The sequence below is a fragment of the Pseudomonas sp. TH06 genome, from assembly GCF_016651305.1.
GTDB lineage: Bacteria > Pseudomonadota > Gammaproteobacteria > Pseudomonadales > Pseudomonadaceae > Aquipseudomonas.
This window is the reverse complement of the sequence record NZ_JAEKEC010000001.1, coordinates 2,809,332-2,824,777: the sequence shown is the minus strand read 5'-3', so window position 1 is coordinate 2,824,777 and position 15,446 is coordinate 2,809,332. Positions and strand designations below refer to the sequence as shown.

Below are 15,446 nucleotides of genomic sequence, written 5' to 3'. Positions count from 1 at the left end.
AACAAGCACTCAAGGATGATTGCCATGCCTGCGTTCCCCTCTTCCGCCGACAATCTGCACAAGGGTCGGCACCACGAATTCATCAAAAACACCCTCGACGAGACGTTCAAGTCCGCCACCCTGAATCGGGGTCTGGCGCTCAGCGCAACAACGCTGAAACCCGAAGCGTGGTACGCCACCACGCACGTCATCCAGCACGATAAACTCAAAGCCGCCAATCTCAAGGCCTGGGCTTCGCAGAACAAGGTCGACGGGCTGCTGGCGCAACTCGATGTCTACACGTTTGCCGCGCCGCTGCTGCAAGCGAAACTCAAGGAACGCTGCGGCGTCGACATCGACGTCAAAACCACCTGGCTGCGCTTGTATATACCCAAGGACAAACCCTGGTGGGCCATCGACACCTCGGGTGCCGCGACGGCCCGCACGGTGTCGTTGCTGGATGCCGCGCTGCACAACTTCGCCAGAGACGAGCAGGTCGATGCGGCCTCGGCGTTCATCAGCAAACCCGATGCTCAGGGCCACTTCGAGGTGCTTAAGCTGGCCAATCTGAGCATCGGCGAGTTCCAGACGCTGTGCCGGGAACTGGACATTGGCGCGCAATACAAAACGCATCTGGAAAGCTATCTGCTGTCCGGCAACGCCGTCGCCGATGCGGTGCTCAAGCACAAAGTGGTCGAGAGCCAGAAAGACGCCCTCAGCGTCGCAGCACAGCTGGCATTGATCACCGGCGACATTCAGTACGACGTCTACAAACTGATGCTGGAGTTGACCAAGGACAAACCCCGCCTGGTGCTGAACGGCAGAAGAATGCAGTGCTGCGACCTGTCGATGATGGACACCCGCCTGACCGGCATCACTCTGCTGATACCCGCCAGACCCGACACCCGTGGCATCAATCGGCTGATCGCCTACCTGCCGCACGACCCCGACCACCCGCTCAAGGAATACGCCTCGGTTGACGCGTTCATCGAGGAACTGGCGCGGCAGTTACGTGAGGACAAACTGGCGATCTCCTCGCAACAGACCTACCGACAATTCTTCAGTCAATTTGTCGATCAGCAACAGCGCGGGCATTTTTTCGCCAGCCTCGAACAACGCCTGTTCACGCTGCAATGGCACCCGCCCGGGGATTCGACCGATCAAAAACCCACCTGGCGCAAGGAGCCGGTGCCACGACCGCGCCTGCAAATCGACACCGTCGCATTGCCTGCGGATTACTGGCGACACGTCTATCAGCAAAAGCTCAACAAGATCCTCAACGATGGCCGCGAGATCGCCGTATCCACTGCCGACACTGACAGCAACGCACGCTGGGCCTGGTGGGACAATTTCAAGAAAATCGTCTCGGATATTTTCAATGCCGCCCTGCTGATTGCCACACCGTTCGTGCCGTTTCTCGGCGAACTGATGATGGCCTACACCGTGTATCAATTGACCAGCGACGTCATCGAAGGCGTTGTCGATCTGGCCGAGGGGCTGGCCGAGGAAGCCGCCGAACACGTGGTCAGCGTGGTCACGGACGTGATTCAGCTGGCAGCATTCAGTGCCGGAGCCGCTATCGGCTCGACCTTGCGCGTCAAGTTGTCCGCGCTGGTGGACGGCATGAAACCGGTGCGTTTGCCTAATGGCAAAACCTCACTCTGGCACGCGGATCTGAGCCCTTACGAACAGAAAAATGTGGCGCTGTCGGTGGCGTCGAAACCCGACCGGCTGGGCCTGCACCGTCACGGCAACGAGCTGCTGCTGCCGCTCGACGGCAAGGTCTACAAAGTGCAGAAGGTCTCGACCGAGCCGGCGCACAAGACCCACCGCATCGAACATCCTTCGCGCACCAGCGCCTATCAGCCGACCCTTGAGCACAACGAGCATGGCGCCTGGCTGCACGAAGCGGAAAACCCCGAAGATTGGCCAGCCTCAACCCTGATGCGCCGGCTCGGCCATAGCGTCGAGCGCTTTTCGCCGCTGGAGATGGAGCAGATCCGCGTCGCCAGCGGTACCGACGCCGACGAGTTGCGGCGCATGCACATCGACAACAGCCCGCCACCACCGGTACTGGCCGACACGATCAAGCGTTACAAGGCCTATGACGATGCACGAACGACCAGCGACGACATTCGTGCCGGGCGGCCAATCGACGCGCAATCGGTGTGGTTTGAACCGATCATCACCCGACTGTCTGGCTGGCCAGCCGAGCGGGCGTTGCGCGTCTGTGAAAATGTCGACCTCAGCGGCCACTCGCGCCAGTACGGCAATCCGGCCGCATCCGAGGCCGATACCCTGAGCATCGGTCTGCCGGATCTGACCAGCGGCAGACTGCCGGAACGCGCGGCGGTGTTTCTCACCGACAGCGAAATACGCGCACTGACCGGGCGTGAAATCCCGGCAGCACAGCGCCCCCAGGCCCTGCGCAATCTGCTCGCCGATGCGGTGGACGACCTTCAGGGTGATTTGGCCTCGCGTATTTACCAGGGCGCAGAACGCTCCAACAAGGCCGACGTGCGCGTCATGAGCCAGACGTTTCCGGACATGCCGCTGAGCCTCGCCGAGAAAACCCTGGCCCAGGCCCGACCGGTTGAGCTGGAGCGGATTGTCAGCGAAAACCGCCTGCCCCTGCGCATCAAGTCGCAGGCACGCGAGGTCAACTTCGAAGCCGCCACGGCGCGTGCCTACGACGGTTTCTACCATGACGAACGGGTGGTGCCGGACACCGAACGCCTGGCGCTCAATACCCTGCGCACCTTCAGCGACAGTTTTGGCGAGATGCGCCTGGAAGTTCGTGACGGCACTTACGACGGCCCGTTGCGTTGCAGCGTCGGCCCGGACGAAGCAGCGAGTGTCAGACGGCTGATCCGCGATGAACACGGTCGCTACGAAGTGCTCGACGCCGACAACCGCAGCCTGCATGCCCCCGCCGATTTTTACGAAGCGCTGCTGCAGGCCATCCCGGAAGACAAGCGCCAGCAGATCGGTTATCGAACCGGTCAGGGTCGCCTGCTCAAACGCTGGATCATGGACAAAACCGCAGCGCCGGCCGAGCGGCGGTTCCTCCTCGCCGAGCCACCCGTGCGCCCGGTGGCGAGCATTGAAACGGTCGAGCTGGTGCGTGGCTGGCCGTGGCCGTTCGGCGAAAAAACCTTCGAAGAACGCATCAAGCAGCTGTTTCCAAGGCTGTCCGAGCGGCAAGTGAACAACTTCGCCGAAGCCTTGCGCGCCAAACCCGATCCTGAAGCGGCGCTGCAAAAGCTCAAGGACCAACTCAAGGACCTGCGCAGCACGCTGGCCCACTGGCGCAACAGCCAACCGGTAGGGCTGGACAGTGCCGGCGAACCGATTCATGGGGTTTCGGCGGAGTTCCTGCGCACCGGCGGCATGCATCTGGAGGAACGTCTGCTCGATTGCTTTGAACGCAAAACCGAAGCGTTCGCCGAGCGCGATCAGCATCCTGACCAAGGCTATGCGCTGGATTTATCGTCCGACCTCTCCCGCCCGGATCACGACCGCTGGTGGAACGAGATGCGCCGGCAACCCGGCATGAAAAAATACCTCGATCAGATCACTGCACTGAAAATCGACAACGGACGCCTGTCCACAGACAGCCATTTACTCAACGATCTGCGGCAACTGCGCCAGTTGAGCGCCCGCCAGTGCGGTTTGAACAGCGTGCCGCCGGCCATTGGCGAGATGCGTCAACTGCAAACCCTCGACCTGACCGATAACCGCATCAGGCTCAATGACGACTCGGCCACCCGTCTGAGCGGTCTCACCCGTCTGCAATCGCTGCGCCTGACCGGCAACCCGCTGGGGCAGGCGCCGGATGTCGGGCGCATGCACCGCTTGAATGAATTGAGCCTGGCCAACAGCGATATCCGCGACTGGCCACGCGGTCTGTTCCGGGTCGCCAATGCACCACGCCATCGCCCGCGCAGTTTTGCCCTGGACATGCGCCGCTGCCCGATCACCACCGTCCCTGAGGTCACGCCCGGTTCCGATGAAGCATTCATCCTCTCTCGCGCACGCTTCGATACCCAACGGCTGGTCGATGCCGACCGCCTCCGCTATGGCGACTACCGCGAATCGGCAGGTTTCAGCCGCCAGCAAGCGTATTCCCCGGCGGTGGAAAACGAAATCAACCATTGGCTGTCGCCGGATGAGTCGCCGACGTTCAGCGCCTCGCAGGCGCTCAGGCGACAGCGCGAAGAATCCTGGCAGGACGTCATGGCCGAACCCGGTTCCGAGGATCTGTTCAGGGTCATCCGTCAGCAAAGACGGAGCGAGGATTACCGTTCGGACCGATCACGCAAGAAACTCACCCGACGCGTCTGGGACCTGATCGACGCCGCCGCGCTGGATTCCGAACTGCGTGAGCAACTGTTCGCCCAGGCCCGCGAGCCGGAAAGCTGCCAGGACGGCGGCGCGCAACTGTTCAATTCCATGGGCCTGAAAGTGCTGGTGTCCAAGGCGTATGCCGAACAGACCTCGGCGAGAACGCTGGACGATAATCTGGTGCGGCTGGCCCGCAGTGCTGCACGCCTGGAACGAGTGGGCGATATCGCCCGCGAGGAAATCAGTCGTCAGCAACAGCAGCACCTGATCAACCCGGCCGGAAATCTGCCACCCGACGACGTTGAAGTGCACCTGGCTTATGAAACCGGATTGGCCGAACGCCTGGGCCTGCCGTGGCAGTCCGACGGCATGATGTATCAGGAGCGCTCAGGTGTAGACGCGGCCATGATCGACCGCGCCTACGACACGATCATCGAACGCGAACGCGGCGACGGCCTGGCCAACGGCATGATCGACTTGTACGTCGACGGGTTCTGGGAACGTCATCTGCGCAGAACCCATCCCACGCAATTCGAAGTCAATGACCGGGTGTTCGAAGAACAGCTGCGGCGCCTGGAAGAGTTGCGCGAATTACAAACCCAGTGGGCCAACGTCACAGACCCCACGCGCCTGAATCCACTGACCAGGCGCATGGAGACACTGGCCAGACAATTGGGCGCACGGGAAACCGAAATCTTCAGTGGCGAAACAATGAGCGAGGCCTACTACAACCGGCTGTTGAGTGATCTGGCGTACGCACGCAATGATCTCGCCCGGCAATTGACCCACAAGGCGTTGCAAGCGGCGGGTCTGCAAAACAGACCCGCAGCAACTGGCCCGTGAAAAGTGCGTGATCGCGGTTGGTTTTTCGTCAACCGCACGCAGGTTTCACTCCCCCGGCGCCTTGGAATAGAACAGCAACAGCACATTGCCGCTGTAGTCGCCGGGGCGATAACCCCCAGCCGGTTCAACCGGATCGATTTCCAGTAGCACGCGTTTGCCTGCCGCCGCTTCCTCTTGCGAAACCACCTGGCGTGGCGGCCGTTCTGCGCTCAATACCACGCCATTGAAGGTGACCCGCAATTCGATATCGTCGCCCGACTTGCCGTTGGACAGGTAGGGGATCGTCTCCAGGCGTGCTTCGATCGCGCTGGTGTCGTGGCGTACATCGAAGTTCTTGCGCATGCTGCCCAAGGTTGAAGTGGCGTGATGCCATTCGAGCCGTTGCGGCCGGTGGATCCAGTCGGACTCCGCCGGAAGAACGTAAAACGGCCGACTGGGTACCACCAGCGTCACTTCGAACGTGTGTTCTTCGCGGGCGGCCCAGATCACGGTGGTCGTCAGGGCTGCCGTGGCGATCAGCGCGACGACGGTGCATTGCTTGATCATGTTGATTACCCGTTGCGTCAATGGAGAACAGACCTAGCGGCGGCTGACCTGGAGGATTTTTTTCTGCTCGCCCTCGATCAGAAAGAAGCGGTACTGACGGCCCGGCTCTTTATCGAAAGCGAAACTCTTGCCGGCCAGCACGTGATGCTTGGTGGTCGCGCCGCAGTCGGCTTCGTCGGCCAGCGCGCAGCTTTTGAACTCGTCGATGACCACCACGGTGTTGCCGTTGTTGCGCAATTCGTAGCGACTGTCGGTTTCATTGATGGCGGTGGCGAAACGCGCATCTCGCGGCCGCACGAAAAAGATCGTACCGAACCCGGTCATAAGGTTGACCCCGGCGCTCAGGTTCTTTTTATAGTCCTCGCGTTCCTCGCCGCTGACCACGAACTCATCTTCCTTTTCCGGCACCACGGGCACGAAACGCACGCGGAAATAGCGCTCGCGGTCACGCTCGCCCATGTACAGCAAACGCGTGCCCTGCATGCCTTGCGACGGCACGATCAACCGCGCCGGGCTGGCCATCAAACCATTGCGCGAAGCACCGTCGGCGGCGTTCTCGACGGCAATTTCCTGCGGCACGCCATCGGCGCCGTAGACGATTTCCAGCACATTGACCTTGACGAACGCGGTGGCGTCGCCGCTGTTGAACACCCGTTTCAGGTAAGTACTTTTATCGGCGTCCAGATAGTCATACACCGTGCCCACATTGATCTGCGGACCGGCCTGTGCCGCCAGGCCAAACAGACTGAGCACGCCCAGTAAAAAAACACGCTTCATCGTCTTCAACTCCATGAAAAATCAAAGGGCCTGTCGGAGTTTTCAGACTTCCGAATCCCAGATAACGGTGATGTTGCCGGTGAACGTGTCGCTGAGCCCGGGACGGATCAGGAAGTCGATTGCGTCCTTGGGTATTTCGAAGCGCAGCGAACCGACCTTGCGATCAACATAAATGCTCGGCTGGAAGGGCCCGCCCCAGGTGTTGTATTGCAACTGGTACAGCTTGACGTCGACACCGCCGGGGCCGGTGATGCCGGCGGGCAACGTGAGATAGGTTTCAACTTCGGTGGAAGCGCCCTTCGGGCTCATCATTTTGCAGCGCGGACCACCGGTTGAGCTGCACAGCATCATCACTTTGAAGCGCGATGAGGCCGACAGGTAAAACTGTTGGTCACGGTAAATCTTGATCGGCTTCTTGCCGCTGTCGATCCAGCGCATCCAGCCACCTTCGGGCTCCAGCACCACGCGATTGCCGCCCGGCGGCAGATCGACTTTGAGGGTGTGCTGTACGTCGAGTACGAAATCCAGATTCAGTGCGCCGTCATCGGGCGTCATCAACGGCCCCAGGCTGAAGTCACCGGTTGGCCCGATCGAGTAGGTCATTGAGCCGGTGTATAACCCGGAAGACATACCCAGCGGATTGGGCGTGCGCAGTTCATAGGCGAAATCGAGGGTATCGAAGTACATCGACGGGATGCTGAAAGCCGCGACTTTGCTACACGCCGCTTCAACCGGCGCCTTCCAGAAAAAACGATAGCGATTGTCGCCATAAGCACCGACGCCGCTGTATTGGCATGGCGCAGGCGCATACACCCAACTGCTGCCGGTCCAGAGTTTTTGATGACCTTCAAGCGGGTCCGTCACCCCGACCAGTTTGTAGGCTGGATCGCTGAGAATGTACTGCGAGCCGATGCCGATGATGCGCACTTCCACCGTTTCGGCTTCCCCGGTTTCGGCATTAGTCACGGTCAACGGCCGCCAATTGGCCGGCACCCTCAGATCAATGCTGTCATTGGGCATCAGCGCCCGGGTGGAATTGAAGCGCACCGGCAACTGGATGCTGAACATATTGTTGTCTTTGCACTCGGACGGATAGCCTTCGCAGTAGCCGCTGTTCGGCGTCTGGTTGACGAACACGTTCTTGTTCGGTTGTGACGAATCCGGCTGAAACAACGCGCGAATTTCGCGACTGGCCGCCTCGATTGCCGGCGTGGCCATCACCAGGCACAAGCCCAGACCACAAGTGAGTCTTTTCATCGGATCAGCCCGCCTTCTGTTCGGTGGAGGTGACATCGGCCAGGGTGTCTGGCGTGCAACGCAGGTCGCCGATCATCAGCACATTGTTTTCACTGCGATGCTGGTTCTCCTCCAGACGGAACTGGCAGAGCAGCTGGTTTTCCCGGCGCACTTCGAGGGTCGGCGAGCCGGCGTTCATTTCCATCGAGAAGAAGCCGTCGACCTCGGTCACGCCACGGCTGGCATGGTTGATCACGTGGTGGCCCTTGAGCGGGCGCCCTTGCCCGTCGACCAGACGGCCGAGCACGGTCAGGGTTTTCATCACGCGAATCTTGCGGTACTCGACCCCGCCCTTGTTCAGGTGGTAACGAGTGCGGGCCGGGGCAATGGTCGCTGCCGGCACGTGGTTGCCCTCGAAATCGAAACTTACCGAGCTGTTCTGGTACGCCGTGATCGGGATGAAATTGCGCCCCGGTTTCAACGCGGCGCTGCCACCGCTGAAGTCGTCGGCGCGCAGGGTGATGTTGTCGATGTCCGACTCGATATCGACAATCAGTCCGGCGCCGCGCACCTCGTTGCGACTGGTCAGGAGCATCTGCTGGCCGCCGACCACCAACGTGCTGTCGACGTTGAGGCCGCCGGTGAAATTGCCGTTGTAGGAAGAGCGCTGGACAAAGCCGTCGCCATTCACCGTATCGGTGCGGAAGTTCGCCAGGCTGGACATGCCGAGGCCATAGGTGTCAGTGAGCGCGGTGACCGAAACGTTTTGCAGGACGTGATCCTTGAAGTCCTTGCGCCAGCCGATCGAGCCGTTGTTGTCGCGGCTGCCATCACGGGCCGTGCGCGAACCGATGCTGCCGGTGATCTGCTGGCCGGGCGCACCGAGTGCCAGGTTGACGCTGAGGTCGACCCCGCGATTGCGCGCATCGCCGCTGCTGTAGCTGCCCGGCCGATCAAACACCGACAAGCGCCAACTGGCGTCACTGCCGAACAACTCGGTGCGCTGCGTCCAGCCCAGATCCAGACCGGCGCCTTCGACGTTGCCCTCGCTGTGCGACACCCGGGCGTTGAGCGAACTCTTGCTGCTGAGGCGGTGGTTGAGCGCCAGCGACGAGTTGCTGGTCTGCCCGATAAACACGTTGCGCGGGCGAATGCGCGTGCCGTCGGGCAAGGTGTCGTAGGTGTTGGTGGTGTCGAGCCAACTGCGGCTGTGGCTGATCACCAGGCTGCCGGCCCCGTAGTTGTAAAGGCTTTGCAGGTCCAGACCGGTGCCGTAATCCTCGGTCTTATAGACGTTGGCGTACGCGCTGAGGTGGTTGGCCAGCGTCCAGTCGACGGACGTGCCGTACTGCAGTTTTTCGCGGATCTGCCGCGCCGACAGGCCGAGAATCACCCGCGGGTGCATCAAGTAGTTGACCGACGCACCGGCCGTGGGGCTGCCGCTGGACTGCGTGTCCCAGTTGCTCAGCAGCTTGCTTTCCTCGCCGGCAAACACGTTGTAGCGCCAGCGCTCGTCGAGGTTGCGCCAGTTATTCGGCTTGTAGACCAGCTCTTGAGTGGTGGAGGTGATCTGGCCGTCTTCGATCAGGCGCACTTCCACTTCATAGATGCCGCCCGGCAGCGGCCGGGTGTCGAGGGTCTGCAAACCGGCGGGCACCGCTTGGGTGTTGATCAACAGGCCATCGCGATAAATCTCCACCGAGCCCTGCCGGTTGGCGGTGACGTAGATCGGGTACACGCTGGGCTTGGGGTTGTTGATCGCGAGGCTGTCGGAGCTGCCGTACATCACGCCGACCGCCGTGTCGGGGCTGGTGCCGAACGTGCGCGGCTGGCGGGTCAGGCCTTCGGAATTGGGGGTGAAATAGCCCAGACGGAAAAAACTGCCTTGCAGTTCGCGCTGGGTGTGCAGTTCATGTACCGCGTGGTAAAGCTTGTCATCCGGGCCACCGAGGCGCGATAGCTGCAAATTCAGCGTCTGGCTCCAGTTACCCAGGCTGCTGCTGGCTTCGAGGCCGTAGCGGCCGCCGAGATCCTGATCCTGACCGCCGTTGAGGTTGAGCTGATTGCGCACCATCAAACCGTGGCTACCGCCTTCGGGCTGATCGTGGTAACGCTTGGCTTCAACATCGCGCTCGGCGTTTTCGGTGAGGATCGACACCTGTGAGTTTTCCAGGTTGTAGTGCACCGCCAGCACTTGATCCGGGCACGACCCGGTGCAGTTGCCAAGCGCCACGCCGGGCTTCAGATAGGCCGCCCATTTTTCCCGTTCGGCGGCGCCGAAGCGGTTTTCGCTGGTGTCGGTGAATTCGAGCAGGGTGATGCGATCATCGCGGGACAACACCACCAGCGCCTCGCCCAGAGGCTGATGATCGAGCTCGACCCGAACCGCCAGAGGCACATCAAAGAAATGCTCCTCGAAATCCGCCGGCAGGCCTTTGGCCTGGGCCAACAGACTTCGCGGCGTGGTGCCGGCGGAGTTGGAAGCCACGGCTGCGCTGGCACAAAACAACAGCGCAAGCGCAGCCGCGATGGGTGTCATCGGGAACATGAACTCTTACTCTGATTACGAAATGTGGAAGTCCGAGGGGGCAAGCACACGGCTTGCCCCCTCGGTGAGCGTTGACCTGGGGTCAGCGCTGGTTGTCGACGCGCTCGATCAAGGCGTCGCGACCGGAGGAACAGCGTCGAAGGTCATCGCAACCACACCGGTGTAATCGCCCGGCTCAAAGGAGCCGCCGACCGCGCTGATATTCAGCGCTGCACGGAAGTTCACATCCGACTCGGACTCACCCACTACCAGTTGTGGCGTCTGATTGAGGACGCGGTTGTTCAGCGTGACTTTCAACGGGATGTTGCTGGAACCGGAGATCAACTTGGCTTCACTGTCCAGGCTGGCGTGTACCGAGCCGTTGTTGTTACGCACGTCGAAGAAACCGTCGACTTCGTCCATCTTGCCCTTGCTCGGGTTGTAGTCCATGCGCTGATCCTTGTTGATCAGATCAGGGTTGGTCGGCACTACATAAAAGCCGTTGGTCGGCACATGAGCGACGATGTTGATGGAGTGAGCGGCTTCACCAGCGGCGAACGCTCCCGAGGAACCCAGTGCCAGAAGAGCCAACGGAGCAGCGATTGCGATTTTCTTGAACATCGTTCAGTACCTTGTTTTCTTGATGAGAAGGAAGAATTGAAAGTTCAGGTAAACCCTCAGGGGAGTTGAGCCAGGTCAACTTGAACTTTCAATGCCGGAGCATCATCGACTGTTGCCTCCGGAATGTAAGCAAGTAACTTCCTATAACCTCGTAGTTCGACAACCTCATGACCCGCAAGAAAAAAGAACAAAAAAACGATATTCAAAACAGTGGCTGTAAGTTATGCCCTACATACAGATTCAGTTAAAAAACCATACAGCAGCTTCGCCCAGACATAGCAGCACTTAGTTATATATTTAGAATACTTGCTCGATTAAATAGAGTGATGACTTTAACTTCAAAGTTATCCTTTGCGAAACCCTGGTGAAAATTAAGCTGTTGCATTCTCTGCAGAGATCGCCGCTCGTCAGCCGCCAGCAGGTCGGGGAAAAAACGTCTTGCGCCGGCCTAAAGATATATCTTAAGTTATGTCTAAACATGACGAGAGAAGACAGAAATGAGAGACCATCATTCCCCCCACCGCGAACACGGCGACGGCCGCGACGGCTTTGAAAAACGCCCCGGGCGTGAACGCGGTGGCCGTGGCCCGCGAGTATTTGCCCCCGGCGACCTGAAATTGCTGCTGCTGGCGCTGATCGCCGAGCAGCCGTGCCACGGCTACGACCTGATCCGCCAGATCGAAGGCATGTTCGATGGCGCGTACAGCCCAAGCCCCGGCGTGATCTACCCGACCCTGACTTTCCTGGAAGAAAGCGAACTGATCAGCGGCGACGCCGAGGGCGGCAAAAAACGCTACAGCGTCACCGAAGCAGGCCGTTTGTCCTTGGGTGAACAAGCCGTGGCCCTGGATGGCGTGCGCATGCGCATCGACGTCAGCAAGCGCTCGTTGCGCGGCCATGACCGGCCGCCGGAAATCCACGAAGCGGTGCACAACCTGCGCCACGCTCTGCAACTGCACCACGGACGCTGGAGCCCGGAAGAAATCCTGCGCGTACGGGATCTGCTCAACGACACCGCCAAAGCCATCGTCGACGGCCCTGCCGTTCAACCTGCCCCGGAGAAAGCCGAATGACTGCAGTCGATAAGCAAACCATTCACCGCGTGATGCACGAAATCAAACGCCGTCGCCTCGAAGTATTGCGCGTGGTCGACCTGACCCCACGGATGCGCCGCATCACCCTCGGCGGGCCGGAACTGGCCGGGTTCATCAGCCTCGGCACCGACGATCACGTCAAACTGCTGTTCCCGCAGAACGCCGATCAAGCCGCTGCGCTGGAAACCATGGTGCTCGGCGTCGGCAAGGACAACGGGCCGATGCCCGAGATGCGCGATTACACCCCGCGCCGCTACGACCTCGACACCCTTGAGCTGGACATCGACTTCGTCCTGCACGGCGACGGCCCTGCCTCGACCTGGGCGGAACAGGCCCAACCGGGACAGTTTCTGCACATCGGCGGGCCACGCGGTTCGATGATCGTGCCGGACATTTTCGACAGCTACCTGCTGATCGGCGACGAAACCGCCCTCCCCGCCATCGCCCGCCGCCTCGAAGGCCTGGCCGCCAATCGCAAGGCGCTGGTGGTGATCGAAGTGGAAAACGGTCGCGAACAACAAGTGCTGGAGAGCGCGGCGCAGGTCAATGTGATCTGGGTCTTGCGTGAGGGCGGCAAGGACAACCTGCTGACCACCGTCAAACAGTTGCAGGTGCCCAAGGGCAATCTGTACGCGTGGGTCGCGACGGAAACCAAAGTCTCACGGCAGATCCGCCGGGTGTTGCTGGATGAACACGGACTCGACGAACAGTTCGTCAAAGCCGTCGGCTACTGGCGCGCTGAAGGTACTTCCGAAGAGGAATGACTTTTTGGTATTCACCCTCCACTTGAGGGGGGGAACTTAATTGTGGTGAGGGGATTTATCCCCGATGGGCTGCGCAGCGGCCCCAGAACCTGCACCAGGGTGAGTAATCCGTGGAGGCAGGTTTCAGGGCCGCTCCGCGCCCCATCGGGGATAAATCCCCTCACCACAGGTTTTGCATGAATTCAGGACTGCGATCCGCGCCAGCGGTCGAGGCCGATCAGCGCCAACCCGATCAGCACAAAGCCCACCAATATCCCCCCGGCATTAATAAACACCTGTGGATAACCCAACACCGCCACATCAATGAACGGATAGGCATACGCGCCCAGCAAATGCCCGCGCAGCAAGGCATAGATGAAGTACACCAGCGGATAAATCAGCCACAACGGCAGATGCCAAAGGCGCAACGAGCCCTTGGGCACACAAAACCACCAATAGCCCAGAAACAGCAACGGCATCACGTCGTGCAGCAGTTCATCGGCGATAAATTGCCAACCTTCGGGATGCCACAGGTGTCGCAGCAAGATGCTGTAGGCGAGGCCGACCACGACAATGCTCACGACAATGCCGCTGCTGACCCACGGCTGTAAAAACCAGCGGCGCGCAGCGGATTCACGCTCGGTCACGGCACAGGTCAACACCGTTGCCACCAGCGTATTCGTCAGAATCGTGTAGTAACTGAAGAAGCTCACCAACCCGCCCAACAGGCTGGCGCCCACACTCAAGCGGGCGAAGAAAATCAGGTAAAGCTGAAGGCCCAACCCCGTCCAGCCGAGCACGGCAGCGCAGGTGATCAGGCGTCGCCGCCAGACGGCGTCCATCTCAGAGAGGTCGCTTGGTGCGCATCAATTTCACGTACAGACGTTCGACCTTCTCCCGCGCCCACGGAGTTTTACGCAAAAACGTCAGGCTCGACTTGATGCTCGGATCGCTCTTGAAGCAGCGGATGTCGATGCGTTCGGCCAGCCCCGACCATTCATAGTGGGCCACCAGCGCGGTGAGGATCTGTTCGAGGGTCACGCCGTGTAGCGGATCGGGGGATTGTTCGTTCATGCCTGGCCTTTGGGCGAAGTGAAAATGCAGAAGCCGCGCACCTTAGCCGAGGGGGTGATCGGGTGGAAGGCCTTCCTTCAAATGTAGGCCAACCCGAGAAGATCGCAGTCTGCGAGCAGCCCGACAATGCGCCCGTTTGCCGCACTGTTACCGAATCCGAAAGGCTGCATGTCAGCAAAACCCCTTTGTCTTTTTGTTACAGATCATTATCCTGCCGCCCTTCGGCTGAAACGCTTCACTGCCTGCGACCTATTGAAGCGCTCGGCCCGCACTTTCGAAAACACCAAAAAAGACTTATCCATGCCCGATTTTTCCTTCTCCCGAGACAGCGCTGTCTCTACCCTGCGCATCCTTGGCGGCTGCACTGCTCTGGGCCTCGCCACCTGCGTTCAGGCGGCTCCCGCGTTCGACAGCGAATCACCGTACATGCTCGGTGACTGGAACGGCACGCGCACCGAACTCTCGGAAAAAGGCTACGACTTCAAACTCGATTACACCGGCGAAATGGGCAGCAACCTGCACGGTGGCTACGATCACGACCGCACCGCACGCTACAGCGATCAGTTCGGTCTCGGCACGCACCTGGACCTGCAAAAGATCCTCGGTTGGGACGACGCCGAGTTTCAACTGACCATCACCAAACGCAGCGGCAACAACATCAGCAACGACCGCATCAACGATCCGCGCGTCGGTGGCTTCACCTCGGCCCAGGAAGTCTGGGGCCGTGGCCAGACCACGCGCCTGACGCAGATGTGGTATCAGCAGAAATTCTTCGATCAGAAACTCGATATCAAGGTCGGTCGTTTCGGCGAAGGCGAAGACTTCAACAGTTTCCCGTGCGACTTCCAGAACCTCGCATTCTGCGGCTCGCAGGTCGGCAACTGGGTTGGCGGCATCTGGTACAACTGGCCGGTCAGCCAATGGGCGCTGCGCGTCAAATATCACCTGACCCCAGAGCTGTACGCGCAGGTCGGCGCCTATGAGCAGAACCCGTCGAACCTCGATCGCGGCAACGGTTTCAAACTCAGCGGCAGCGGCACCCAGGGCGCGATCCTGCCGATCGAGTTGGTGTGGACGCCGAAGCTCAATGGTTTGCCGGGCGAATACCGCGCTGGTTACTACTACAGCAACGCCAAGGCCACCGATGCTTATAAAGATCAGAATGGCCAACCGGCCGCCCTCAGCGGCGAAGCCTACCGCAGCGCATCGAGCAAACACGGCGTGTGGCTGGGCCTTCAGCAGCAAGTCACCAGCGTCGCCAGCGACAACTCGCGCGGTTTGAGCGTGTTCGCCAACGGCACGATGCACGACAAGAAAACCAACGCCATCGACAACTATGTGCAGGCCGGCATTACCTACAAAGGCCCGTTCGATGCTCGTGCGAAAGACGACATCGGTTTCGCCCTCGCCCGCGTGCACGTCAACCCGGCCTACCGCAAAAACGCCGAAGCGAGCAATCAGGCCCACGCCGTTTATGACTACGACGATCCGTCGTTCCTGCCGCCGCAAGACACCGAATACAGCGCCGAACTGTATTACGGCGTGCACGTGACGAACTGGCTGACCGTGCGCCCGAACCTGCAATACATCCGCCACCCGGGCGGCGTCGACAAGGTCGACGACGCGCTGATCGCGGGGATCAAGATCCAGTCCTCGTTCTAA

At 60.3% G+C, this 15,446-nt stretch carries 11 protein-coding genes; 4 read left to right on the top strand and 7 right to left on the bottom strand.

The window, feature by feature from the left end; all coding sequences use genetic code 11:
• The first annotated feature begins 24 nt into the window (after positions 1-24).
• Positions 25-5,166, top strand: coding sequence for an NEL-type E3 ubiquitin ligase domain-containing protein (locus tag JFT86_RS12765; protein WP_201236951.1), 5,142 nt, complete (start codon positions 25-27; stop codon positions 5,164-5,166).
• A gap of 45 nt (positions 5,167-5,211) precedes the next feature.
• Here JFT86_RS12765 and JFT86_RS12760 read toward each other — a convergent pair whose 3' ends face one another.
• The 5 genes from JFT86_RS12760 to JFT86_RS12740 all read right to left on the bottom strand — a co-directional run bounded on the left by JFT86_RS12760 (position 5,212) and on the right by JFT86_RS12740 (position 10,873).
• The gene (locus tag JFT86_RS12760; protein WP_201236950.1) at positions 5,212-5,712 is read right to left on the bottom strand and encodes a CS1 type fimbrial major subunit; all 501 of its coding nucleotides are present in this window, start codon (positions 5,710-5,712) and stop codon (positions 5,212-5,214) included.
• A gap of 33 nt (positions 5,713-5,745) precedes the next feature.
• A complete protein-coding gene (locus tag JFT86_RS12755) occupies positions 5,746-6,489 on the bottom strand; it encodes a molecular chaperone (RefSeq protein ID WP_201236949.1) in 744 nt (247 codons plus the stop codon).
• A gap of 42 nt (positions 6,490-6,531) precedes the next feature.
• A complete protein-coding gene (locus JFT86_RS12750; protein WP_201232594.1) occupies positions 6,532-7,746 on the bottom strand; it encodes a hypothetical protein in 1,215 nt (404 codons plus the stop codon).
• 4 nt (positions 7,747-7,750) lie between these two features.
• Complete coding sequence (locus tag JFT86_RS12745) at positions 7,751-10,273, bottom strand: CS1-pili formation C-terminal domain-containing protein (RefSeq protein ID WP_201236948.1); 2,523 nt, start codon at positions 10,271-10,273, stop codon at positions 7,751-7,753.
• 108 nt (positions 10,274-10,381) lie between these two features.
• Positions 10,382-10,873, bottom strand: a complete 492-nt coding sequence (locus JFT86_RS12740; protein WP_201232596.1) for a CS1 type fimbrial major subunit — start codon at positions 10,871-10,873, stop codon at positions 10,382-10,384.
• 497 nt (positions 10,874-11,370) lie between these two features.
• Here JFT86_RS12740 and JFT86_RS12735 point away from each other — a divergent pair, with 497 nt between their 5' ends.
• Both JFT86_RS12735 and JFT86_RS12730 read left to right on the top strand, forming a co-directional pair.
• Positions 11,371-11,946, top strand: coding sequence for a PadR family transcriptional regulator (locus tag JFT86_RS12735; RefSeq protein ID WP_201236947.1), 576 nt, complete (start codon positions 11,371-11,373; stop codon positions 11,944-11,946).
• On the top strand, positions 11,943-12,731 hold the full coding sequence (locus JFT86_RS12730) for a siderophore-interacting protein (RefSeq protein WP_201236946.1): 789 nt from the start codon (positions 11,943-11,945) through the stop codon (positions 12,729-12,731). Before JFT86_RS12735 ends, JFT86_RS12730 begins: the two co-directional genes overlap by 4 nt.
• Before the next feature lie 182 nt (positions 12,732-12,913).
• Here the strand turns inward: JFT86_RS12730 and JFT86_RS12725 are convergent, their stop codons facing one another.
• Positions 12,914-13,552: a Pr6Pr family membrane protein gene (locus tag JFT86_RS12725; protein ID WP_201236945.1), complete on the bottom strand. Its 639-nt coding sequence runs from the start codon at positions 13,550-13,552 to the stop codon at positions 12,914-12,916.
• 1 nt (position 13,553) lies between these two features.
• Entirely contained in the window at positions 13,554-13,784 is a 231-nt protein-coding gene (locus JFT86_RS12720) for a VF530 family protein (RefSeq protein ID WP_187680225.1), read from the bottom strand.
• A gap of 300 nt (positions 13,785-14,084) precedes the next feature.
• Here JFT86_RS12720 and JFT86_RS12715 point away from each other — a divergent pair, with 300 nt between their 5' ends.
• Positions 14,085-15,446, top strand: a complete 1,362-nt coding sequence (locus tag JFT86_RS12715) for a carbohydrate porin (protein WP_201236944.1) — start codon at positions 14,085-14,087, stop codon at positions 15,444-15,446.

Bases quoted from the DNA above. Each gene is read 5' to 3' on its own strand.
- JFT86_RS12765 (WP_201236951.1), top strand. From the start codon at position 25: ATGCCTGCGTTCCCCTCTTCCGCCGACAATCTGCACAAGGGTCGGCAC.
- JFT86_RS12760 (WP_201236950.1), bottom strand. From the start codon at position 5,712: ATGATCAAGCAATGCACCGTCGTCGCGCTGATCGCCACGGCAGCCCTG.
- JFT86_RS12755 (WP_201236949.1), bottom strand. From the start codon at position 6,489: ATGAAGCGTGTTTTTTTACTGGGCGTGCTCAGTCTGTTTGGCCTGGCG.
- JFT86_RS12750 (WP_201232594.1), bottom strand. From the start codon at position 7,746: ATGAAAAGACTCACTTGTGGTCTGGGCTTGTGCCTGGTGATGGCCACG.
- JFT86_RS12745 (WP_201236948.1), bottom strand. From the start codon at position 10,273: ATGTTCCCGATGACACCCATCGCGGCTGCGCTTGCGCTGTTGTTTTGT.
- JFT86_RS12740 (WP_201232596.1), bottom strand. From the start codon at position 10,873: ATGTTCAAGAAAATCGCAATCGCTGCTCCGTTGGCTCTTCTGGCACTG.
- JFT86_RS12735 (WP_201236947.1), top strand. From the start codon at position 11,371: ATGAGAGACCATCATTCCCCCCACCGCGAACACGGCGACGGCCGCGAC.
- JFT86_RS12730 (WP_201236946.1), top strand. From the start codon at position 11,943: ATGACTGCAGTCGATAAGCAAACCATTCACCGCGTGATGCACGAAATC.
- JFT86_RS12725 (WP_201236945.1), bottom strand. From the start codon at position 13,552: ATGGACGCCGTCTGGCGGCGACGCCTGATCACCTGCGCTGCCGTGCTC.
- JFT86_RS12720 (WP_187680225.1), bottom strand. From the start codon at position 13,784: ATGAACGAACAATCCCCCGATCCGCTACACGGCGTGACCCTCGAACAG.
- JFT86_RS12715 (WP_201236944.1), top strand. From the start codon at position 14,085: ATGCCCGATTTTTCCTTCTCCCGAGACAGCGCTGTCTCTACCCTGCGC.